14 protein-coding genes are annotated in these 25,396 nt (G+C 35.1%); 9 read left to right on the top strand and 5 right to left on the bottom strand.

Going from position 1 to position 25,396, the window contains the following annotated elements:
• Nucleotide 1 precedes the first annotated feature (1 nt).
• From ACXX8U_RS11180 to queG, 4 genes are all read left to right on the top strand, one after another.
• Nucleotides 2-1,159 (top strand): cytochrome c oxidase subunit II, encoded by a 1,158-nt coding sequence (locus tag ACXX8U_RS11180; RefSeq protein WP_210787899.1) that lies wholly within the window; start codon nt 2-4, stop codon nt 1,157-1,159.
• Nucleotides 1,160-1,188: 29 nt separating this feature from the next.
• Nucleotides 1,189-2,985 (top strand): cytochrome c oxidase subunit I, encoded by a 1,797-nt coding sequence (locus ACXX8U_RS11175; RefSeq protein WP_306263939.1) that lies wholly within the window; start codon nt 1,189-1,191, stop codon nt 2,983-2,985.
• Between the two features lie 112 nt (nt 2,986-3,097).
• Nucleotides 3,098-4,120 carry a Holliday junction branch migration DNA helicase RuvB gene (gene ruvB, locus ACXX8U_RS11170; RefSeq protein WP_166133055.1) on the top strand — a complete coding sequence of 341 codons (1,023 nt, stop codon included), beginning with the start codon at nt 3,098-3,100 and terminating at the stop codon, nt 4,118-4,120.
• A 35-nt stretch (nt 4,121-4,155) separates the two neighbouring features.
• Nucleotides 4,156-5,079 (top strand): tRNA epoxyqueuosine(34) reductase QueG, encoded by a 924-nt coding sequence (queG, locus tag ACXX8U_RS11165; protein ID WP_458566405.1) that lies wholly within the window; start codon nt 4,156-4,158, stop codon nt 5,077-5,079.
• A gap of 2 nt (nt 5,080-5,081) precedes the next feature.
• On the opposite strand, the gene ACXX8U_RS11160 is transcribed toward queG, so the two are convergent.
• The 5 genes from ACXX8U_RS11160 to ACXX8U_RS11140 form a co-directional block, all read right to left on the bottom strand.
• Nucleotides 5,082-6,110 (bottom strand): LacI family DNA-binding transcriptional regulator, encoded by a 1,029-nt coding sequence (locus ACXX8U_RS11160; protein ID WP_458565915.1) that lies wholly within the window; start codon nt 6,108-6,110, stop codon nt 5,082-5,084.
• A gap of 192 nt (nt 6,111-6,302) precedes the next feature.
• The gene (locus tag ACXX8U_RS11155) at nt 6,303-7,322 is read right to left on the bottom strand and encodes a LacI family DNA-binding transcriptional regulator (RefSeq protein ID WP_458565914.1); all 1,020 of its coding nucleotides are present in this window, start codon (nt 7,320-7,322) and stop codon (nt 6,303-6,305) included.
• A gap of 204 nt (nt 7,323-7,526) precedes the next feature.
• Nucleotides 7,527-8,414, bottom strand: coding sequence for a carbohydrate kinase family protein (locus tag ACXX8U_RS11150; RefSeq protein WP_458565913.1), 888 nt, complete (start codon nt 8,412-8,414; stop codon nt 7,527-7,529).
• Between the two features lie 8 nt (nt 8,415-8,422).
• Nucleotides 8,423-9,745 carry a sugar porter family MFS transporter gene (locus ACXX8U_RS11145; RefSeq protein ID WP_458565912.1) on the bottom strand — a complete coding sequence of 441 codons (1,323 nt, stop codon included), beginning with the start codon at nt 9,743-9,745 and terminating at the stop codon, nt 8,423-8,425.
• A 42-nt stretch (nt 9,746-9,787) separates the two neighbouring features.
• Nucleotides 9,788-11,377 (bottom strand): glycoside hydrolase family 32 protein, encoded by a 1,590-nt coding sequence (locus ACXX8U_RS11140; RefSeq protein ID WP_458565911.1) that lies wholly within the window; start codon nt 11,375-11,377, stop codon nt 9,788-9,790.
• Between the two features lie 243 nt (nt 11,378-11,620).
• Between ACXX8U_RS11140 and ACXX8U_RS11135 the strand changes: the two genes are divergently transcribed.
• The 5 genes from ACXX8U_RS11135 to ACXX8U_RS11115 all read left to right on the top strand — a co-directional run bounded on the left by ACXX8U_RS11135 (nt 11,621) and on the right by ACXX8U_RS11115 (nt 25,393).
• Nucleotides 11,621-13,579, top strand: coding sequence for a kojibiose hydrolase (locus tag ACXX8U_RS11135; protein ID WP_458565910.1), 1,959 nt, complete (start codon nt 11,621-11,623; stop codon nt 13,577-13,579).
• A gap of 552 nt (nt 13,580-14,131) precedes the next feature.
• Nucleotides 14,132-17,107: a SusC/RagA family TonB-linked outer membrane protein gene (locus ACXX8U_RS11130; RefSeq protein WP_458565909.1), complete on the top strand. Its 2,976-nt coding sequence runs from the start codon at nt 14,132-14,134 to the stop codon at nt 17,105-17,107.
• Nucleotides 17,108-17,117: 10 nt separating this feature from the next.
• A complete protein-coding gene (locus ACXX8U_RS11125) occupies nt 17,118-18,665 on the top strand; it encodes a RagB/SusD family nutrient uptake outer membrane protein (protein WP_458565908.1) in 1,548 nt (515 codons plus the stop codon).
• 157 nt (nt 18,666-18,822) lie between these two features.
• Nucleotides 18,823-22,140 (top strand): VCBS repeat-containing protein, encoded by a 3,318-nt coding sequence (locus ACXX8U_RS11120; protein WP_458565907.1) that lies wholly within the window; start codon nt 18,823-18,825, stop codon nt 22,138-22,140.
• Nucleotides 22,133-25,393 carry a VCBS repeat-containing protein gene (locus ACXX8U_RS11115; RefSeq protein ID WP_458565906.1) on the top strand — a complete coding sequence of 1,087 codons (3,261 nt, stop codon included), beginning with the start codon at nt 22,133-22,135 and terminating at the stop codon, nt 25,391-25,393. Before ACXX8U_RS11120 ends, ACXX8U_RS11115 begins: the two co-directional genes overlap by 8 nt.
• Nucleotides 25,394-25,396: the final 3 nt, after the last annotated feature.

Genomic DNA, 25,396 nt, shown 5'->3' with positions numbered 1-25,396 from the left:
GATGACAAGTTTGTTGGTAATCATAGTTTTAGTTTTGTTAGCTGTTGCTTTATGGCAATTGACTAAAATATTCGATCTGACGCAAGTTGGCTCAAGTAGTGATAGTTCAGAGGTCGCAACAGATAATGACAATAATATTCAAGGGTATTTAATGTTTGGTTTCTTAGCCTTCATTTATATTTTTACAATTTACGGTTTATTTAAATGGGGTAATCTTGTATTGCATACTCCGGCTTCGGCTCACGGTGCAGAGGTTGATAATTTAATGAACATCACATGGGTTCTTATTTTTACTGTACAAGCTATTACACAAGTATTAGTGCATTACTTCGCTTTTAAATATAGAGGTAAACAAGGTCAAAAAGCATTGTATTTTGCTGATAATAATAAATTAGAAGCAATTTGGAGTATCATTCCAGCCGTTGTTTTGGCAGGTTTGATTCTATACGGTTTGTATGCTTGGACAAACATTATGTTTGTTGATGAGGATGAAGATACCGTTGTTATTGAATTATATGCACAACAATTTAATTGGAAGGCTAGGTATTCAGGTGCTGATAATGTTCTAGGTAAAGCAAATGTGAGATACATTGAGGGTGCAAATGCTGTAGGTGTTGATTTGAGTGATCCTTATGCTCAAGATGACGTAGTTGTTACAGAATTACACATACCTGTTGGTAAAAAGATTTTGTTTAAAATGCGTTCTCAGGACGTATTACACTCTGCTTACATGCCTCACTTTAGAGCTCAGATGAACTGTGTTCCTGGTATGGTTACTCAATTTGCTTTTGAACCAATTTACACAACTGCTCAGTATAGAGAATTACCTTTTATGGTTGAGAAAGTTGCTAACATTAACGCGTTACGCGCTAAAAAGAGTGCAGAATTAGTTGCTAAAGGGGAGCCTGCTTTAGATCCTTACACATTTGACTATTTGTTATTGTGTAATAAAATTTGTGGTGCTTCTCACTATAACATGCAAATGAAAATTATTGTAGATACTCCTGAAGACTACAAAGCTTGGTTGAAAGACAAAGCTACGGTAGTTAATGAAGTTAAAGCTGCTTTAGCTGAGCCTGCTTCTACTGATGCTGCTGTAGGAAGCGATTCTGCTGCTGTTAAAGGAGATAAAGAAGTTGCTGTTACTGCAATGAAATAATTATTAAAGAAAATTTAAAGTAAACATATATGTCAGCAGAAGGTCACGATCACGCATTAGATCACGAACACGAACACCACCATAAGGACACTTTTATTACTAAATATATTTTTAGTATCGATCATAAAATGATTGCTAAGCAGTATTTAATTACTGGTATCATAATGGGAGTTATTGGTGTCTCGTTATCATTACTTTTTAGATTACAATTGGCTTGGCCAGAAGAATCTTTTAAGATATTTAATGTCTTATTAGGCGATAAATTTGCTCCAGATGGAGTTATGGCTAATGATATTTATTTAGCTTTAGTTACTATTCATGGAACCATAATGGTTTTCTTTGTATTGACCGCCGCATTGAGTGGTACCTTTAGTAACTTGTTAATTCCACTTCAACTTGGTGCTCGAGATATGGCTTCAGGTTTTATGAACATGGTATCTTATTGGTTGTTCTTTTTATCGAGTGTAATTATGGTTGGTTCTCTTTTTGTAGAGGCTGGACCTGCTTCGGCCGGTTGGACTATATACCCTCCTTTAAGTGCATTGCCACAGGCAATTCCTGGGTCAGGTACCGGTATGACCTTATGGTTGGTTTCAATGGCTATCTTTATTGCCTCTTCTTTAATGGGTTCATTAAATTATGTTGTTACAGTAATTAATTTAAGAACTAAAGGAATGACAATGACAAGAATGCCTCTTACTATTTGGGCGTTTTTCGTTACTGCTATTATTGGTATTATATCATTTCCAGTTTTATTATCTGCAGCTTTATTGTTGATTTTTGATAGAAGTTTTGGTACTTCTTTCTTCTTGTCTGATATTTATATTGCTGGTGAAGTTCTACATTATCAAGGTGGTTCACCTGTATTGTTTGAGCACTTGTTCTGGTTCTTAGGACACCCTGAGGTTTATATCATTTTGTTGCCTGCGTTAGGTATCACATCTGAGGTTATTGCTACAAACTCACGTAAACCAATCTTTGGTTACAGAGCGATGATTATGTCAATCCTTGCTATTGCATTTTTGTCTACGATTGTTTGGGGTCACCATATGTTTATTTCAGGTATGAATCCTTTCCTTGGATCGGTGTTTACCTTTACCACTTTATTGATTGCTATTCCATCTGCAGTAAAAGCATTTAATTACATTACTACTCTCTGGAAAGGTAACTTACAATTGAACCCTGCAATGTTGTTTTCAATTGGATTGGTATCTACTTTTATCACTGGAGGTTTAACTGGAATTATTTTAGGAGATAGTACTTTGGATATTAACGTTCACGATACATATTTCGTAGTAGCACACTTTCACTTAGTAATGGGTATTTCTGCTTTATATGGTATGTTTGCTGGTATTTATCATTGGTTTCCAAGGATGTTTGGTCGTATGTTGAATAAGAACCTTGGTTATGTACACTTTTGGGTAACCGCAATTTGTGCTTACGGTGTTTTCTTCCCGATGCACTTTATAGGATTAGCTGGTTTGCCAAGACGTTATTATACAAATACTAACTTTCCATTGTTTGATGACTTACAAAATGTGAATGTTTTGATAACTATGTTTGCACTTGTTGGAGGTGCTTTCCAGTTGGTTTTCTTATATAATTTCTTTAGTAGTATTTTCTATGGTAAGAAATCTGTAATGAATCCATGGAAATCAAATACTTTAGAGTGGACTGCACCTGTAGAACATATTCATGGTAACTGGCCTGGAGAAATCCCTGAAGTTCACCGTTGGCCATATGACTACAGTAACCCAAATCATGAGGAAGATTTTGTACCACAAAACGTTCCTATGAAAGAAGGTGAAGAAGTTCTACACCATTAAAAATATCTTGAAGCCTCTACGAAAGTAGAGGCTTTTTTTATTGTCCTATTTATTATTCTCTTTGTATGTTGTTATGGTTTCATTTTAGTGCTCTCTTTACTATCTTTGTTGTATGAATGAAAATTTAGATCCTACTTCTCGCAGTTTTAGTACGGAAGAACTTGATATTGAAAAGAAGTTAAGGCCTTTAAGCTTTGATGATTTTTCTGGTCAAGATCAGGTACTTGAAAATCTCAAGATATTTGTTCAAGCAGCCAATCAACGTAATGAGGCTCTTGATCATACACTTTTTCATGGCCCACCAGGACTTGGGAAAACTACTTTGGCTAATATTTTAGCTAACGAATTACAAGTTGGAATTAAAATAACATCTGGACCGGTTTTAGATAAACCAGGTGATCTTGCAGGATTGTTGACTAACTTGGAAGAAAGGGATGTGTTATTTATTGATGAAATTCATCGTTTGAGTCCTATAGTTGAAGAGTACTTGTATTCTGCTATGGAAGATTACAAAATTGACATCATGATAGAATCGGGTCCTAATGCTAGGACAGTACAAATTAATTTGAATCCTTTTACACTTATAGGCGCAACCACTCGTTCTGGTTTATTAACTGCCCCTATGCGTGCTCGTTTTGGTATTTCTTCACGTTTGCAATATTACACTACTGAATTATTAACTACAATTGTGGAACGTAGTTCAGCTATTTTTCAAATGCCAATTTCGATGGAAGCAGCAATTGAAATTGCTGGTAGAAGTAGAGGCACACCTCGTATTGCAAATGCATTGTTGCGTAGGGTACGTGATTTTGCTCAAATTAAGGGCAACGGCACTATTGATATTGAAATTGCAAAATATGCGCTTAAAGCTCTTAATGTTGATGCGCATGGGTTGGACGAGATGGATAATAAAATCCTAACAACTATCATTGATAAATTTAAAGGAGGTCCAGTTGGTTTGACTACTTTGGCAACAGCTGTATCTGAAAGTAGTGAAACGATTGAAGAAGTGTATGAACCTTTTTTAATTCAAGAAGGTTTTATTATGAGAACCCCACGTGGTCGAGAAGTTACCGATAAGGCCTACAAGCATCTAGGTAAATTAAAAACTAACATTCAACAAGGTTTGTTTTAATTCTATCGTTGTTAAATAATTTATTAAATATTGTTATTATTACTAAATCAACATATACAGCATTTATTAAAGCCGAAGCCAAAAGGTTGGGATTCATGTCTTGCGGTATATCAAAAGCAGGTTTTTTAGAAACTGAGGCTCCTCGTTTGGAGAAGTGGTTAAAATCAAATAGCCATGGTCAGATGTCTTATATGGAAAATAATTTTGACAAGCGTTTGAATCCTACCTTGTTGGTTGATGATGCAAAAAGTGTAGTGTCGTTGTTGTTGAATTATTTTCCAGATCAATCTCAAATTGAAGATACTTTCAAGATTTCAAAATACGCTTATGGGACTGATTATCATTTGGTGATAAAAGATAAATTAAAAGAGCTATTGTATTCCATTAACGAGAATATAGGCGCTGTGTCTGGTCGAGCTTTTGTTGACTCAGCTCCTGTTTTGGATAAAGCTTGGGCGGCTAAAAGTGGTCTAGGTTGGATTGGTAAAAACAGCAATTTAATTACCCAAAAAGTAGGTTCGTTTTACTTTATTGCTGAATTAATCATCGATCTGGAGCTTGAATATGACACCATTACATCTGATCACTGCGGAACTTGTACCGCCTGTATTGATAGCTGTCCGACACAAGCCATTGAAAGTCCTTATGTCGTAAACGGTAGTAAATGTATTTCCTATTATACTATTGAACTAAAGGATAACCTTCCCATTGAGATGAAAGGGAAGTTTGATGATTGGGCATTTGGTTGCGATGTTTGTCAAGACGTTTGTCCTTGGAACCGTTTTTCTAAACCACATAATGAACCGTTGTTTACTGCAAATCCAGACTTGCTTTCCATGTCAAAACAAGATTGGATCGAAATTACCGAAGAAACATTCAGGGTGGTTTTTAAAAATTCGCCAATAAAGCGTACGAAGTATGAAGGTATTATAAGAAACATTAAGTTTTTGGAACAATAGCGCTATTGCTTTTTCATAGTAGATTCTCTCTCAATTATTTTTGTGTCTAATTCTACTGTTCTAGGTTCGAACTTAAGCCCATCCTTATGGCATACCATTTCTTCAAGAAGTAAATTAAATGACTCAATTCCCATTTCGTGACTCGGTTGATCAACAGTGCTCAATTTTGGTGAAATCACTTGCGACATAAACCAATTGCTAAATCCAATAATTGCAATTCTTTTCGGTATTTCAATTTTTTGTTCGTTTAAATAAGCAATTACACCAACTGCTACAAGGTCTGTAACAGCGAATATTCCGTCAACATCTTTGTGATCGTTCACTATTTTTTCTGCAAACTGACGTCCTTCGTCAAAGGTTACGTTTTCGCAGGTGTACACTAAATTAGCATCAAACGGAATGTGATTTTTTTCTAATGCTTTTTTATAACCAATGTAGCGGTCAATTGCATTTTGCGGATTTAATGGGCCACGTATATGGGCTATCCTTTTGCATCCTTTATCGATTAGATGTTGCACTGCATCGAAAGCTGCTTTTTGATCGTTGATAACGACTTTGTTGCATTTTGAAAGCTTGGCGATTTTATCGAACATAACAAAAGGAATATTTCTATTAATAATTTCCTTTATGTGATCGTCGTTGTTTGATTCGTTAGAAAGTGACATAATGATGCCGTCTACCCTTTTGTTAATCAATAATTCTACTTGTTTTTTCTCTAATTCAAGTGTTTCATTCGATTGTAAAATAATAACCAAATATCCTTTTTTCTCTGCTTCGTCAATGATGGCATTTACTACGTTCGAAAAGAAATGATGAACTACTTCAGGAATAATTAATCCTATAGTTTTCGATTCTTTGGTTCTAAGATTAACTGCAAAACTGTTGGGTTTGTAGTGTAATTCTTCGGCGAGTTCCTTTACTGCTTTTTTTGTTTTTTCGCTTACATCTGGATAGTTTTTCAAAGCCTTTGAAACTGTAGTAATTGATATTCCAAGTTTTTCTGCTATTTCTTTCAGTGTAATATCTTTCATGATGATGCTTATGTGGCAGATCTAAAATCAATAGCAATTGATCTTTGATTTGTGTAGTTAGTTTTTGGTTATCTATTGTTATTAATGATTGTTACATCAATGCCAATTTATCAATATTCGAGGTGCTTTAACGATTTATCTTGGTTTAATTACAAGATATAAATAATATGACTTTCCGTTTAGTGAAAAATACTAGGTCGATTCTCTTTCGATTATTGATGTAGCAATTTCTATAAATTGAGGTGTTACTTTTTGATTCGATTTCTTTGCTGCAATTTCATCAAATAAAATAGCAGCTGCCTTTTGTCCGATTTCAAATCCGGGCTGATTGATGGTTGATAGTTTTGGAGTTATAACCCCAGACATGAACCAATTACTAAATCCTAAAAGTGCTATTTGGTTTGGTATTTTGATCCCAGTTTCACTCAAGTATTTCATGGCGCCAATGGCCACCATATCTGTCACGGCAAAAATAGCATCAGTATCAGGATGCAAAGCAATTAATTGTTTCGCATTTTCAAAACCGTCTTCAAAATCTAAGTTGTTTTCACAGGCAAATACTAAGCTAGGATCGTAATTAATTTGATGATCTTCGAGTGCTTTCTTATAACCCAAAAAACGATCAATGGCGTTTTGTGGTAGGTACGAACCCCTAAAGTGTGCAATTTTTTTGTGCCCTTTCTTAATCAAATAAGCCACCGCATCGTAAGCCGCTTTTTGGTCGTTAATAGTAACTTTTGAACACGGAACAACTTTGGCAATTTTGTCAAAAAGAACCAAAGGCGTTTTTTGTTGTAATATGGCATTAATGTGGTTGAAGTCGCCAGTTTCATTGGATAGTGACATGAGTATTCCGTCTACTCTTTTTTGCAGCAGCAGTTCCAGCTGTTTTTTTTCAAAACTTACTTTTTCGTCTGATTGTAAAATAATAACAAGGTAGTCTCTTTTTTCGGCTTCTTCTAAAACTCCTTTGATCACAGTGGCGAAAAAATCGTGTACCAATGTTGGAATAATAAGTCCAATTGTTTTAGACTCTTTGGTTCTCAGGTTCACGGCAAAACTATTTGGCGTGTAATGTAATTGTTGTGCTAAATCAACAACCGCTTTTTTGGTCGCTGCACTCACATCACTATATCCCTTTAAAGCCTTTGATACGGTTGTTATTGAGATTCCGAGTTGGTTTGCAATTTCTTTTAGCGTTGTGTTGTTCATATTGATTGTGGTCCGTAATGCATTGTCGTTGCAAACGAATATACAATTTATTTATCTCCAATTAGTTTAATAATCAGTTTATGTGAATTTTTTACTAATCTTTAAAAAGTAATACTGTTTTACTGAGATTATTTTTTATTAATGATTTAATAATGATGATTTTCTTAACGGAAGATGGATTGATGAATGTTTACATTTCCTGTTCTAGGTTGGGTTTTGAAAGGACTCAATTTTGGATACTTCTAAAGCTGGATTGGCACCTATATGAGTAGCAACTAAGGCTCCTACGGCACATGCAAAATTAACTGCATCTTGAGGGTTTTCTCCGTTTAGTAATTGAGATAACAGTCCGGCTAAAAATGAATCTCCAGCACCAACTGTATCAACAACTTTTACCTTAAATCCGCTGTGGTAATAAAAATTTCCTTCCATGTATAAAACTGCACCATGACTTCCTTTTGTAACACAAATATGTTTGGTATTGGTTTGTTCAGCAATAAAAAGTATGTTTTGCTCTATGGAGTGGAAAGGCGAATTCATAAACTCGCTTATTTCATACAACTCATCGTCGTTAAATTTGATAAAATTTGCTTGAAGCATTAATTGTTGTAGGAGCTCTTGGGTGTAAAAGGGACTGCGTAGATTAACATCAAATACAGCATATTTAGAATAATTGATGAGTTCTAATAAAGTATTGTGGGTCGTTGAATCTCTACAAGCTAAACTTCCAAAAACAAAAGCATCGGAATTTTTCACAGCGTTTTCATCTTCGGCAATACATTCAATTTTATCCCATGCAACAGGATAATTGATCGTGTACGAGGCAGAACCTTTCTGATCTAATGCTACAATAACCTCACCCGTTTTATAAGTTGGGTCTTTTTGAATGGAGCTTGTTGAGACCCCATTATGACTAATGTAATTGAGTATTTCAACACCAAGTGCATCGGTTCCAATGCGACTGATAATTTGTGTTTCGATACCTAGTGAACTAAGGCGCAGTGCTACGTTTAAAGATGCACCGCCAATTTTTGTATGTGTAGGAAACACATCAAATAATACTTCTCCAAAACAAATTACTTTTTTACCCATAGTATTTATTATTTTGATAAACTTTCAGATAATTCTTCTAGTGTTCGTCCTTTGGTTTCGGGCATTTTTATAAAAACCCAAAGGAGTTGTAGTACCATCATTAAACAAAAGATTGCAAAAACGGTAGTTGTTCCTATTTCTTTAAATAAGAACGGAATAAATGACGGAATCAAAGCAGCCAAAACCCAATGCACTGATGTGCCAAAAGAGCTTCCGGCTGCTCGTAGTTTATTTGGAAAAAGTTCAGAGATAAATACCCAAATTACTGCGCCTTGCCCTATGGCATGTGATGCGATAAATAGGAAGAAAAATAGAGGAACAGCCATTCCTTTCCATTCGTAATAGAAAGCAGTAGTCACAAGTCCTAGTGAGATAATATAACCTACAGAGCCAAGGTACATGAGTGTTTTTCGTCCGAAACGGTCAATTAAAGCAATTCCTATCATGGTGAATATTAAATTGATAATTCCAATTCCAATACTGCTCAAAAACGAAGCTGATTTTTCTAATCCGGCAAGTTCAAATATTCGGGGTGCGTAATATAAGAACGCATTGATACCTGAAAGTTGATTAAAGAAAGCAATAAAAAAGGCTAGTAGAAGTGGTTTTCTATATTTTTTCATAAAAATAGATTCGTTTTTGTCCTCTTGCTGTGTTTCTTTTTCCATCGCACCTATTGCCGTAGCAACTGCTTCTTCAGAATAAATTTGTTTTAAAATGGCTCTAGCTTTATTAACGTCCTTTTTATATTCTAAAATCCAACGCGGACTTTCAGGAATCCAAAAAATAAGTAAGGTGTATATTAGCGAAGGAAAAGCTTGAATGCCTAGCATCCATCGCCAAGAATTAGCACCAATATCTTGCAAGTAATAGTTGGATGTAAAAGCAATTAAGATTCCAAAAACGATATTGAATTGATAGAGCGCAACCAACTTTCCGCGATCCTTTGCAGGAGCAATTTCTGAAACATAGGTTGGCGCCGCAATAGTTGAGGCTCCTATACCAATACCACCTAGAAATCTAAAAATTGAAAACAAAAATGGGTCATTTGCAAAAGCCGTTCCAACAGAGGAAACAAAAAATAATATACCAATAAATAGCAGCGTATTTTTTCTGCCCAAAATATTGGTCGGAAAAGCACCAAATACAGCTCCAATTACAGTTCCCCAGAGGGCTGATGACATCACAACTAAACCGTGAAATAAGTCACTAGAACCCCATAATTGCTGCAATTGTTTATCAGCGCCCGAAATAACAACAGTGTCAAAGCCAAATAGGAATCCCGCAAAAGCAACAATAACAGACCAGTATAAGATTTTCTTTTGATTCATTTTTTTAGTTTTAAAAAATTAATGTGTTTTTTTAAGTATCGGTTACCAAATACTATTGATTTTTGAAATAGAAAACTCCTTTAAGCATTGATCGTTCTTTGAGCTTATGCTCAGTTTTGTATACGGCTGATTCGGGAAAATTTGTGCGGTAAAACTGTAGGTTCCATCTCCCAGAAAAAGTTCAATTGATGACCAATCTAAAAAGATTTGATAGTGAATATTCTTTGATTGCAGTAATGGTGTTTTGGTATTTTGGCTTTGTACTCCAAACGATTTTTCAAATTTTACCTGTCCTGAGTTTCGTCTATCTAGTGTAAAGCTCTTCAGTTGAGCATCGTAATAAACGACCAGAGAATCCTTTACATCATTAGAGAATACTAGTTTTAAATCCTCATTTTTTGCCTCAAAATCGATTTTAGATTGGTTTAGTAAAGCGTAAGTAAATGTTTGTGGTTTATCTTTTTCAATCGTCACTTTGTCTCTCTCAAATGCTACTTTTTCGGATGATTTGAACTGCGAAACAACTTGGCTTTGTAAATTGTAAACTCCATTAGTTTCTGTCAAAGCGAGCGTTCTAGGAAAAGTCATGGCGCTTCTCCAGTTTTTAGTAGGAGTATTGCGAGCATAGGACCAATTGCTCATCCATCCTATAAAAACACGCTCGCCATTTGGTGTATTGTTGTAGGTAACGCCAGCATAATTATCAGTTCCATAATCTACCCATTTAATGTCTTTTTGATCGGTTGTAAAACGTTTTCCGTCGAAATCACCTACAAAATACTGTGTTCCTGATCCACCATTTGGTGCTCCGGGATTGATACTAATTAATAAAACCCATTTTTCTTTATTTGTTCCATTGACCTTTAGTTTAAAAAGATCAGGGCATTCCCAAACTCCGCCATGTGCTCCTACATTTGAACCAAATTCACTTTCGAAATTCCATTGAATTAAGTTTTTAGAGGTATAAAATTGTGCTCTATCGCCAGCAACTAGTGCCATATTCCAAAGTTTCGTTTCAGCATTCCAAAACACCTTGGGATCTCTAAAATCTTTTAAACCTGGATTTTTTATAATTGGATTTTGACTGTATTTTTTCCAGGATTTTCCTTCATCCAAGCTGTAGGCCAAGCCTTGTGTTTGGTAGTCAGTTTTACCAGCTTTCTCTCCATCCATATCATGATAGGTAAAAATAGCTATCATTGGTGGGTTTTGAATACTGCCTAAGCCCGAGCTGTTTTGTGTATCAATAACGGCACTACCCGAAAATATAAGTCCGTTTTGGTCAGGATATAAGGCTATTTTTTCAGGTTTCCAGTTTATTAAATCAGGACTTGTAGCGTGTCCCCAGTGCATCGGTCCCCAAACAATATCCTCTGGATAATATTGATAAAACAAGTGGTAAACGCCTTTGTAATAGACTAAACCATTGGGGTCGTTCATCCATTTTTTTTCTGGTGAAAAATGAAATTGTGGACGGTATTTTTCTTTATATTTTTTTGAATCATCACTTTTTAGGACCTCAGAAGAAGCGCTATCAATAGTTGTTTCCGAATTGTTTTTGCTACAAGAAAAAGCAATAATTAACCAGCTTAAGATAAGTATTCGACTTGCTTTTTCTGTTATCGTATTCATAATGAATTGGTTTTAAAATTAAAGTATTTGTATAAAAATAGAATTCTATTTTGGAAATGTTAAAATATTCCTTTGGAAATTTTGATTTCAAATGCCGAAAACGTTTTCGATTCAATTATGAGCTACTTTCTGTTTTGTTTCATTTTAGTGCAACCTATTTTCTTTAAATTTGAGTGAAAAAGCAAATAAAACCATATGATTACAAGATGCCTTTTGTCACTTTATATTTTCTTTCTAACCTCCATGGCTTGCGCGCAAACGCAAGGTGATGAGTGGAATTTAGTTGCAACCTCGCGCTTCAATTATTTTGGAGTTGCTATGGCAAATGGGCAAATAGGAATTGTAACTGACGATACCCCTTTGCGAACCAAAGAGATTATCTTGAATGGAGTTTATGATGGCAGTCCTGAAAATGGGATTAGCAGAATTGTTCGCGGTATTGAATTTTTGAATCTCAGATTATTTTTAGATCAAAAAGAAGTGCAATCAAGCACAATCGATAATTGGAAGCAAGTAGTGTCTATGAAAAATGGGACTTCCACAACTTCTTTCTCCTTTAATAATGTTGCCCAAGTTACTTATACAATTTTAGCCAATAGAGCAGTTCCTTTTTCTGCAATGGCAATTGTAGAAATCATTCCTTCTAAAGATTTAGATCTAAAAGCAAGCAATTATGTGATTGTTCCTGAAGAATTGAAAGAAGCTAAAAGTCAGTTTAGAATTTTAAAGGATAATCAGTATCGAATGCCAATTTTTAGTACCATTGCAAAAACGCGTACGGGGAAATATACTGTAGCGGCAGCTACAACTTTTTTGTTTGATCAAAAAGCTGAAGATTTGCAGCAAACTGGCAACGAAGTTGGTTTTACTACAATATTACGCAAAGGTCAAAAATACCGTTTTGCCGTGGCAGGAGGTATTTGTACTTCTAAAGATGTAACAGATCCTGTTAATGAATCTGAAAGACAGCCTATCTATGCATTACAAGAGGGAATTGATAAGTTAGTTTCAAAACACCAAAAAGCATGGTCAGTACTTTGGGATTCTGGGGATATTCAAATAGAAGGAGATCTTGATGCGCAACAAAGAGTACGTTTTGCTTTGTTCAACTTGTATTCCTACATCAGATCTGGTACAAGACAAAGTATTGCTCCGATGGGATTGTCATCGCAGGGCTACAATGGTCATATTTTTTGGGACACCGAGTTGTGGATGTTTCCAACACTTTTGGCATTACAACCTGATTTGGCTAAATCATGCTTGGATTACCGTTCCGATCGATTAGAAAAAGCCAAGCAAAAAGCTTTCATTTATGGCTACAAAGGCGCAATGTACCCTTGGGAATCCGATGATACTGGCGAAGAAGCTACACCAACGTGGGCGTTAACAGGTATTTTTGAACAACATATTACATCTGATGTTTCTATCGCATTTTGGAATTATTATGCTTTAACACAAGACAAAGTTTGGCTGCAAAAGGAATGGAATGTTTTAAAAGAAACTGCTGATTTTTGGGTAAGCCGAGTAAGTGAAAATGCTGATGGTAGTTTTTCTATTCTAAATGTAGTAGGAGCTGATGAATATGCTCAGCATGTAGATGACAACGCTTTTACCAATGCTGCTGCTATTGAAGCATTAAAAAATACTATTAAGGCAGCTACAATTTTAAATGAACCAATTGATCCAAAATGGAAAACAGTTGCAGAAAAATTAAAAATTCATTCTAAAGATGGTATTACACAAAATTATAAAGGTTATGATGGACAAATGATAAAACAAGCCGATGTAAATTTGTTAGCTTATCCTTTACATGTGATCACAAATAAAGAACAAATAGAACGTGATTTAGCGTATTATTCAGAAAAAATCGATAAAAAAGATGGTCCTGCTATGGCTTCTGGAGTATTATCTGTTTTGTACGCGCGCTTGGGTGACCGAGAAAAAGCATACGATTATTTTGTAAAATCATATTTGCCTAATAGTCGCCCTCCTTTTGGAGTTTTCTCTGAATCGGCAAACAGCAATAATCCTTACTTTGCAACAGGTGCAGGAGCTATGTTACAAGCGGTAATTTTTGGATTTGGTGGAGTTGAACAAACAGATATAGGCTTTAGGTATAATAAAGGTTTGTTACCTAAGCAATGGAAATCTTTAAAAATTATTGGTTTAGGTACCGATAATAGAACGATTAAGATTAATTAAAATTGTTGTTTTTTGTTGTAAATACAATGTTTCCTGTTGTCCAAGCGGGAAATGTTGTATTTTTTTTGCGGTATTTAGCATCAAATAAAATGTTAGGCAGTACTTGATGCTCTGTGATAAATTTGATAGTTGGGTTATGATATTTAGTTATTCGTAGTAATTTCTTGCTGCTTATATTTTTCTAATTGTTTTATCGACTGATACTTATAAAAATTTAACTTCCTTTTTTTAAAAGTAAACCTTCTTTTTTTTTGAATAATTCGCAATGATTTTGCAAAACTCAAACAGTTTTTGAAGTTTGTGTAACGTTTTTCGTCATTGAAAGAGAAAATTTTAATTATATCGATTTTTTTTACTAGTAATTTTTAAATTTTATTCATTTTTAGTATTAATTTATTGCGGTATCTATTTTAAAATCGAAAACGTTTTCGGCATAACGAAAACGTTATAGTTTGTGAAAATCCTAAATTTATCATAAAATTATAATTATGTTTGATAACTAATATTAAACAAACCAGTAAAACAAATTATTAACCAACTTATTTATTACGTATGAAAAATAGTCTAATTAAAGGCTTGATGTTGTTTCTGACGATACTTTGCACAAGCTTGACCTATGCTCAGGATGTGTCAGGTACGGTTTCTGACAGTAGCGGTCCTCTTCCAGGGGCTTCTGTGTTAGTAAAAGGAACAAAAAACGGAGCTCAAACTGATTTCGATGGAAAATTTACAATCAAGAATGTTGGACCTAATGCAGTCTTAGTTTTTAGTTACATTGGTCTAAAAACACAAGAGATAACTGTAGCCGGCAAAAGCACAATGAATGTGGTAATGAAAGAGGATTCAGCAGAGCTTAAAGAAGTTGTTGTAATCGGTTATGGATCTGTTAAAAAGAAAGATGCAACAGGTGCGGTTGATCAAATTAGCGCCAAAAAATTTGATAATGTAGCATCTCCTTCACCGGCACAACTTTTACGTGGTAAAGTAGCAGGTGTGCAGGTTACACAGTCAAGTGGTGAGCCAGGGGGAGCTATTTCTATTCGTGTTCGTGGTAACACCTCCGTAAGATCTGGAAATGGTCCTCTTATTGTTGTAGATGGTGTACCTCTTGATGGGGGAAATATCTCTGCTAGTGGAGACGGTTTACTTGGAGGGTCAACACCAAGGAATCCCTTAAATTTTGTTAATCAAAACGATATCGAAAGTATGTCTGTTTTGAAAGATGCTTCGTCTACCGCTATTTATGGTGCTCGTGGAGCAAATGGAGTAATTGTAATTACTACTAAAAAAGGAAAATCTAAAGAGCCTGAATTAGCTTATTCAACTTCGGTACAATTCAGTAAAATCGCTGGAGATTTTGGTGTAATGTCAGGTGATCAATTTGCCGCAGCAGGTGGAGATGACCAAAACTCAAGATCGTATAACTGGAAAGATGCTGTTTTAAGGTCAGGAATTACTAAAAACCATGATTTATCTTTCAGTAAATCAACAGAAAACTCAAATACAAGACTTTCTTTAAGTGCCACAGATACAGATGGTATTGTTAAAAATACTGGGTTAGGAAGATATACAGCATCTCTTTACAATTCTAATGACTTTTTTGGAGGAGCATTAAAAGTAGAAACAAGATTAATATATGCTGGTATCAAAGATCAAACTACATTGATTTCTAATGATGCTGGTTTTATTGGTAACATAATCGGATCAGCATTATACTGGAATCCAACTTCACCAATCTACAACCCAGATGGTACTTTTAACGTTATTAGTAACACGTTTTTGAATCCTGTTCAATTGTTAAACTCTTATAATGACTACACTAATACTAGTAAGTTATTTGGTAGTTTATCGGCAACCTACAAAATTAACAGCAATTTTAGCTACAAGTTTCTATTCGGTGTAGAAAATTCAACTTCTACCAGAAAGAGTCAATTGTTGCCAACTATGAATATTCAAGGAGATCAATTTCAAGCTACGGATCCTGCGGATAATACCGTTAAAAGAGGAACTGCTTTTATTTCGACACAAAATAAGTTCAATAGAACTTTCGAACATACTTTAAATTACAACAAAGAATTTACTGAGAATTTTGTATTCGATGCATTGGCAGGATATTCATTTTATGAATATGGTTTTGACGGATTTGGCTCTAGTGCAAAAGGATTCAATATCAATCAGACTAATTTAATTGATAATATGGAGGGTGCACTTTCCAGAGAATATAGAGTTTCATCTGGTCGCAACAAAGTTGATTTACAGTCTTATTTCGCTAGATTTAACGCTACCCTTATGAAAAAATTATTGGTTACAGGAACGATTCGTGTTGACGGCTCTAGTAAATTTGGTGCCAACAACAAATATGGAACGTTCCCATCCGTAGGAGTTGGGTATAAGTTTATAGAGGCAAAGTCAGGACTCGTGAATGATCTAAAACTTAGAGGAAGTTATGGTATTACAGGTAACCAGGAATTTGCTCCTAACTCAGCGGTATCGGCAGGTCAGTTTGGTTTAAATGGTACTCCGGTGACCGTGAATAATGCAAATCCAGATTTGAAGTGGGAAACTACTTCCTCTGTAGGAGCGGGAATTGATTTTGAATTATTAAATAACAGATTGACAGGTTCTTTGGATTACTATAATAAGAATACTACTGACCTTATTTTCCCTAATCAGCCAGATGGATCTCAGCCAGGGACTTATTTTCCTCGTTTGTTAAATGCAAAAGGCAATTTAATAAATAAAGGTTTTGAGATTTCATTGAACTACAAAGTTATGGAGTCAGATGATTTTACCTGGGATGTTTCAGGAAATGCGTCTTTTAACACTAATAAATTCACCAATTTTGCTGGTTTTGTACAAACCGGAGGTTTAAGTGGGCAAGGTTTATCTGGGGCTTACGCACAAGTTATAACAAATGACAAGCCTTTATATTCATATAATCTTTATGAGTGGAGAGGTTATGACGCTTCTGGAAATTCAATTTATGCTGATGCTGCTGGTAATGATACAGGGTTAGGTAATGCAGCTAAAAAAATTCTTGACAAGCAACCGTTACCGAAAGTGAATGTAGGTTTTTCTACAAGCTTTACGTATAAAAATTTCGATGCTTCAGCATCATTTTATGGAGCTTTTGGTCATTATATTTATAATAATACCTCTAACGCATACTTTTTCAAAGGTGCTTTCCTAGGAGGTAGAAACACTACCTTAGAGGCTGCAACATCACCGCAAGCACAAGGTGACCCGAATTCACCAAGTACTAAATACTTAGAAAAAGGTGATTTCTTAAGAATGGGCAACTTAACTTTTGGTTACACATTTAAAAATAATATGATTGAGAAATTAAGAATCAAATCAGCAAGGTTATTTGTTAACGGTTCTAATTTATTTATAATTACTAAATATTCAGGAACTGATCCAGAGGTTGATACTGACAAGTCTTTGAACGGTGTCCCTTCAGCAGGTATGGAATATTTATCTTACCCAAGAGAAAGAAGTCTTGGTATTGGACTTAATGTAACATTTTAATTATAAGACGATGAAAAGAATTAATATTATTAAAGGCATCTTATTGTCTGGTACTCTAGTACTAGGAATAAGTTGTACCAATCTCGAAGAAGAGGTATTGGATGGTTATGCAATTCCTGAGGACGCTAGTACCGGAGCCATCGATCCAGTGCAATTTTTAGCAACTTCGTATGAAGGTTTAAGAAACTTTCAGGGGCAAGGGACTATGTTTGCATTAAATGAAATGTCTTCTGATGCACTAGTTGGTCCTACAAGAGGTGGTGACTGGGATGATGCAGGTGTATGGAGACAAATTCATACGCATACTTGGGGACCAGATCACAATGAAGTACGAGGGGCTTGGAATCAATTATTATCCCAAGTTAATAACTGTAACTTAGTAATTTTTAGCGGTAGCGGAACGGCAAGTCAAAAGGCTGAAGCGCGATTTTTAAGAGCTTTTTATTACTACCATGTAATTGATTTATTTGGTCAAGTACCTTATCGTGAAGCTGGTGAGTCTTCTTTAGCAGATCCTAAGGTTTGGAGCAGATCACAAGCAACTGATTTTGTAATTCAAGAGGTAGAAGCTGTTCTAAGTGCTTTGCCAAATAGAACCGCTGGAAATGCCAATGTTGCAAATAAGGATGCAGCTCATTTTTTATTAGCTAAATTATATTTGAACAAAGGAGTTTTCACTGCAGAAGATGCTGCTGGGCCTTACACATTTGCACCAGCAGATATGACAAAAGTTGTACAAAATGTAGATGCTATAAACGCAAGTTTAGCACCTGACTACTGGGATAACTTTAAGCCAGATAATAATACTTCGCCAGAGATATTATTTTCTTCTAGAAATAGTCCAGGTAATGGAGGAAACATTCAATGTTTTTGGAGAATGGGTATGCACTACAACCAAACACCTGATGGATGGAATGGTTTTGCAACTGTTGCGGAATACTACGATAGATTTAATCCGAACGATAGAAGAGCAAAAAATGCTGACCCAGCTATTATTGCAAACTTCGGTAATCCTGTAGGTTTTCAAGTAGGTCAGGTTTATAAGCCAGGAGGGGCTGTTAAAGTTTTAGATAGAATTAAAACAACAGCTAATCCTAACGGGCAGCCTTTAGTATTTACAAAAAATTTGACTTTAATTACGAGTGGTGCTACTTTAGAGTCTGCAGGTATTAGAGCTCAAAAATATATTCCAGATGTGAGTAGTTTAGGTTCTCCAAACAATGATTTTGTTTTGATGCGTTATTCAGATGCGTTACTGATGAAAGCTGAGGCTATTTTGCGTGGGGGTACGGGAGTTAACGATGCGGCGAAATTTGCACAGTTAATCTCAAGAACAAATGTGGCTGGTACACTTCCAACTACTCTAGATGCAGTGTATGCAGAAAGAGGACGTGAATTGTGGTTTGAAGAGTATAGAAGAAACGACATGATTCGTTTTGGCAAATTTTTACAAGCAAGAGAGCTTAAAGCTTATGTTTCTGATAAAAAATATGCTTTATTCCCTATACCATCCGCTGCTTTATTTAATCCAAACTTAAAGCAAAACCCTGGATATTAAGAGTTGTTTATAATTAATTATTTTTTTGAGTTAGTCATAAAGAGGGTATTTATTACCCTCTTTATTTTTTTATAATTTTATTCGTTATTCTACTAATAATATATAAATTAGGCAATTCTAATACTTACAATTTTCTAATTCAATGTCAAAACCAATTATGTTAAAGCGCTTAGTTGCAAGCTGTATTCTCGCTGTTGCTTTTTTAAATTGTTCCGATAAGAAGCAAGGTGAAGAAGGGTTGTTATTCACTAAGATGAGTAGCTCAGAAACAGGAATTTCATTTCTTAATGAAGTAAAGAATGGAGCTGATATGAACATCTTTAAATACCGTAATTTCTACAATGGCGGAGGTGTTGCAATTGGTGATATTAATAATGATGGTTTTTCTGATGTTTATTTTACCTCAAATTTAGGACCTAATAAACTGTATTTAAACAAAGGTAATTTCAAATTTGAAGACATTTCCCAAAAGGCAGGTGTTGAGGGAAAAAAATCTTGGTCTACGGGTGTTGTAATGGTAGACTTAAATGCAGATGGTTTTTTAGATATTTATGTTTGTAATGCTGGAAATAACTTAGGCGATCAACAAAAAAACGAACTTTTTATTAATAACAAAAACGGAACATTTACAGAGAAAGCAGAAGAATACAACTTGGCCGATACTGGAATTACTACTCATGCTACTTTTTTTGACTATGATAAAGATGGAGATCTCGATGTGTATATCCTAAACAACAGTTTTATACCTGTAAGTAGTTTGAATTATTCAAATAAAAGGGAATTACGCGATAAAGATTGGGATGTTGCCGAAATTTTAAAAGGTGGCGGAGATAAATTATTACGAAATGACAATGGGAAATTTACTGATGTAAGTGCCGATTCTGGAATTTATGGTAGTCTCATTGGATTTGGATTAGGAGTTACTGTTGGTGATGTAAACGGTGATTTATATCCAGATATCTATGTTTCAAACGATTTTTACGAGAGAGATTATTTGTATATCAATAATAAAAACGGAACTTTCACTGAGGAAATTAAAGGATGGACTTCGCACATCAGTCAATCGTCAATGGGAGCTGATATGGCTGATATAAACAATGACGGTAAAGCTGATATTTTTGTAACTGATATGTTGCCTGAACCTGACGAGCGTTTAAAAACTACAACCAATTTTGAAAATTACGATTTATTTGTTCGTAAAGTAAATTTAGATTTTTATCATCAATACATGCAGAATACTTTGCAAGTCAACAATGGGGAAAATCAGTTTTTAGAAATTGCCAATTATGCAGGAGTAGCAAAAACCGACTGGAGTTGGGGTGCCTTATTATTTGATATGGATAATGATGGCTACAAAGATATTTTTGTGTGTAATGGTATTTACAATGACTTAACTAATCAAGATTTTGTTGATTTTTTTGCGAATGAGTTCATGCAAAAAATGGTGGTCACAGGTAAAAAAGAAGAAATTCAAACTATTATTAGTAAGATGCCAAGTACTCCTATTGCTAATTATGCCTACAAAAACAATAAAAATTTAACCTTTAGCAATCAGGCTACAAATTGGGGTTTGGATACGCCAAGTTTTTCTAATGGTGCGGCCTATGCTGATCTCGACAATGACGGAGACTTAGATTTGGTTGTAAATAATGTTAATATGGAAGCGTTTGTTTACCGTAATAACGCGGATAAAAATGCCAAAAACCAATATGTAAAAGTGAAACTAAAAGGGAACGGTCAAAATACTTTTGCAGTTGGTAGTGTGGTGGAGCTTTTCGCAGGATCTGAAGTCATCAGACAAGAATTGATTCCGTCCCGAGGTTTTCAATCGTCAATTGATTACACAATGACATTCGGAATTGGTGATAAAAAAATTGATTCATTGCGTGTTATTTGGCCAAATGGAACAACAGAAACCGTAAAAAAGATTGCTAAAAATGCTGTTTTGAATTTAGATATTGCTATAGCAAAAGGTACTTTTTCACCTAAAGCAAATTATCAAAAAACTCAATTTTCAGCTGTTAATTCCTCTTTTGTTGCGCACAAAGAAAATAATTTTATCGATTTTGATCATGAAGGTTTAGTCTCGAAAATGCTTTCGCAAGAAGGTCCTTCAATGTCTGTGGCGGATGTTAATGGAGACGGCAATGACGATGTCTTTATTGGTGGAGCCAAAGGACAATCTGGTAAAATATACCTCAATTCCGGAAATGGTAATTTTAAAATTTCTTCACAAAAAGACTTAGACCTCGATGCTGCTTTTGAAGATACTGCCGCAAGTTTTTTTGATGGTGATAATGATGGTGATGTTGATTTATTGGTTGGCTCAGGCGGAAACGAAAAAGCAGATCAAGCCAATTACAAGAACAGATTGTATTTGAACAATGGCAAAGGTGTTTTTACTCGAAGTGAAACTGTAATCCCTACCACTTCCAATAATGTTGCTGTTATTGCGGCTTACGATTTTGATCTAGATGGTGACACTGATGTCTTTATTGGTAGCCGAAGTGTTCCCGGTGTGTATGGTATTGATCCTAAACATTTACTTTTAGAAAATGATGGTAAAGGGAATTTTAGGAATGTGATAGATAAAAAAGCTTTTAAAATCAATAACATCGGAATGATTACCGATGCCATTTGGGAAGACATCGACAACGATTCTAAAAAAGACCTGATTTTAGTAGGTGATTGGACTGCACCAATGATTTTTAAAAATAACGGGCGCCGTTTGGTAGAATATAAATCGAATTTATCTACCTACACGGGATTTTGGAATTCGGTATCTTGTGTTGATTTGAATAATGATGGTAAAAAAGATTTAGTCCTCGGCAATAAAGGGACCAATACCTCTTACAAACCAAGTCAAAACAATCCTTTGAAATTATTCACTAACGATTTTGATAATAACGGCACAATCGAACAAATTGCAACTCGATCTATTAACGGGAAAGATTTGCCGATCAATTTAAAACAAGAATTAGCCAAGCAAATTCCGTCTATCAAAAAGAAAAATTTAAGCTACGCAGCTTATGCTACTAAGAATTTTCAAGATTTATTTAGCAAAGAAATAGTTGAAAACTCGATTCAGAAAACGGTTGCTTATCAAGAAAGTTGTGTGGCAATTAATACCGGAAATGGAAAATTTGTAGTTACCGCATTGCCTGCTCAAGTTCAATTTTCATCAGTGAATACCATTGCAACGATGGATGTAAATAACGATGGTTATCTCGATCTTATTTTAGGAGGAAATCAATACGAGTTTAAACCACAATACGGCAGACTTGATGCCAATTATGGTAGTATTCTTTTGGGGTCTAAAAAAGGAACTTTTATAAAAAGTAACAGCACTTCATCTGGATTTTTTGTGAGAGGCGAAATCAAAAAGATACAACTGATAAAAAATAAAAATAAAAAAACATTTCTATTAGCAGCTATTAACAATGATGTTCCAAAACTTTTCAAACTCAATGAATAATATTTTTAGACTCGCCATTGCATCACTTTTAGTTGTGAGTTGCACTAAAAAAGAGGGGCAATTGTTTGATAAATTGCCACAAGAAGAGAGCAATATTGCTTTTAAAAACGAATTGATACCGTCTAAAAATATTTCCATCTTAGACTATTTGTACTATTACAACGGCGGCGGTGTAGCTTTGGGAGACATAAATAACGACGGATTAGTCGATATTTATTTTACATCAAACCAAGGGAAAAACAAACTCTACCTGAATAAAGGAAAAAATAAGTTTGAAGATATCTCTGAAAAAGCCGGTGTGGAAGGCAATAGCGACTGGAATACGGGTACCGTGATGGCCGATGTAAATGGCGATGGTTACCTGGATATTTATGTTTGTGCGGTTGTTGGTATCAATGGTTTTGAAGGTCAAAACGAATTGTTCATCAATAATAAAGACAATACGTTTACGGAAAGTGCAACACAATACGGCTTAGATTTAGATAACTACAGTTCTTCTGCCGCTTTTCTCGATTATGATTTGGATGGCGATCTTGATATGTACCTGCTCAATCACGCGGTGCACAGCGAGCTTTCTTTTGGTAAAGCCGAAACACGCAAAAACAGAAGTTACGAATCAGGAGATAAATTATTTCGCAATGACAACGGTAAATTTATTGATGTAAGTGAACAAGCTGGCATTTTTGGTGGAGCGAATGGTTACGGATTGGGTCTAGCTGTTGCTGATTTTAATTTAGATGGTTATCCAGATATTTATGTAGGTAACGATTTCCATGAAGACGATTATTACTATTTGAACAATGGTGATGGTACTTTTACCGAGAGTCTCAAACAGTTTTTTGGGCATACTAGTCGTTTCTCTATGGGCGTTGATGTTGCCGATGTAAACCACGATGGATTTCCGGATATTCTAAGCTTAGATATGTTAGCAGAAGATGAAAAAGTCCTCAAAGCTTCCTTAGGTGATGACAATATGCAAATGCTAAAGTTGCGAACAGAAAAATTGGGTTATCACAATCAGTATGCGCGTAACATGTTGCAAATAAACCAGGCAGGAAAACATTTTACAGAGACCGCTTTGTTGAGTGGCATAGCAGCGACCGATTGGAGCTGGAGCACGCTCTTTGGCGATTATGATCAAGATGGCGAACAAGATATTTTTATAAGTAACGGTATTCCAAAGCGACCAAATGACTTAGATTATGTAAAATATTACTCTAACGATCAAGTCAAGAAAAAAATAAGCTCGACTAAATTGTTAGATAAAGAAGCTTTAAAGCGCATGCCAGCAGGAAATGTAACTAATTACGTTTTTCAAGGTGCTGCTGATTTGCAATACAAAAATAGATCTCAGGATTGGATAGAAAACGATTCAATTATTTCAAACGGTAGCGCTTATGCAGATCTTGATAACGATGGAGATTTAGATATTGTAACCAACAACACTAACGCTGTTGCATCGCTTTATATTAATTCGACCAATTCAAAAGCCAATTATTTAAAAGTAAAATTGCGTTTTGCGGGTAAAAACTCCTTCGGAATAGGAACTAAAGTAATTACTTATAACAAGGGTAAAAAACAATTTAAAGAGTTACAAACTACACGCGGATTTCAGTCGTCCTCAGAGCCTGCGATTCATTTTGGATTGGGTACTCAAAAAAGTATAGATTCGTTAGTAGTTATTTGGCCTGATAAAACTTTTCAAACGGTTAAGAATGTAAAAGTGAATCAAAGTCTTACTATTACCGCTAATAAAGACAGACGTGCGTTCAATTACTCGAAATTACAACCAACCGCACTGCCTATTTTTAAGAAAGTAGATGGTAATTTAGGTATTGATCATTTGCAACAAGAAAATGAGTATATCGATGTTTTGGTACAAAAATTAATCCCTTTTCAACGCTCTGATCGTGGCGCAGCAACTGCCGTGGGCGATCTAAACGGAGACGGGCTTGATGATATTTTCTTTGGTGGTGCCAAAGGAAAACAAGCAGCTGTTTATTTCCAAAACACAAATGGTTTCAGTTTGAAACAAGACAAGTTACTGGCAAAAGATTCAATTTTTGAGGATGCTTCGGCGGTTATTGGCGACTTTAATCAAGACAAAATCAATGATTTATTTGTTGTTTCAGGTAGCGGTGAAAACGCATCTGATTTGCAAGACCGTTTGTACTTAAATGATAATAAACAATTCAGCCCAGCAACACTTCCCAAACTGGCACAGAATGCCTCAACAGTTCAGGTTTTTGATTATGATAAAGATGGTGATTTGGATGTATTTGTAGGTAACAATTCGGTTACCAATAGGTTTGGTTCGATGCCTGATTGTTATTTGTTAAACAATAATAAAGGAGTTTTTACAGTCGTGAAAAATCCAGTATTTGAGAAAATGGGCATGGTTACAGCAGCCGTTTTTACCGACTTTAATGCTGATGGCACAACGGATATTATCGCTGTGGGTGAATTTATGAAACCAACTTTTTTAGCCAATAAAAATGGAAAATTTACCAATGTAACCGAAACTGTTTTTCCGGAAAAAAACAACGGCATATGGCAGGCAATTATTCCGTTTGATATTGATCACGATGGCGATTTGGACTATTTGGTAGGCAATTGGGGATTGAATTCTAAGTTCAAAGCTTCAACTACTTTCCCAATGAAAATGTACTACGATGATTTTGACAAGAATGGAACCTATGAAACCATTGTAACCATTGAAAAAAATGGTAAATACTACACCATTCATAGTTTAGATGAATTGGTAGAGCAATTTAGTGGTGTGCTCAGAAAGAAATTTAATACCTACAAATCATTTGCAGGAAAAACGGTCGAAGAAATTTTTGATCCTAAAATGTTAGCAAAAGGCGCTTTTTTTGAAGTGCATAATTTAAAGTCAGGGTATTTGAGAAATGACAAAGGCAAGTTTGTATTTGTTCCTTTTACCAATAAAATGCAGGTAGCACCAATTACCACTTTTGTAAAAGCGAAGTTTGATGCTAGTTCTAAACCAGCTGTATTTGCCGCAGGAAATTATTTTGGAGTGACACCGTATCACAGTAGGTTTGATGGTTTTTCTGGAGCATTGATTAAAAGTGATAAAACTATTTTCTTAGGCCATCAAATTGGTATCGATTTGACTAAAAAAGCAGTGAGACATTTGGATATGATTACGGTTAAAGGGAAAAAATACCTTATAGTTACTAGTACGAATACAAAAACAGCCGTGTATCAATTGCCTTTATTAAAAAATTAATAT

Source organism: Flavobacterium sp. GNP001, assembly GCF_054343775.1.
This window is presented reverse-complemented; position numbering and strand designations above follow the sequence as displayed.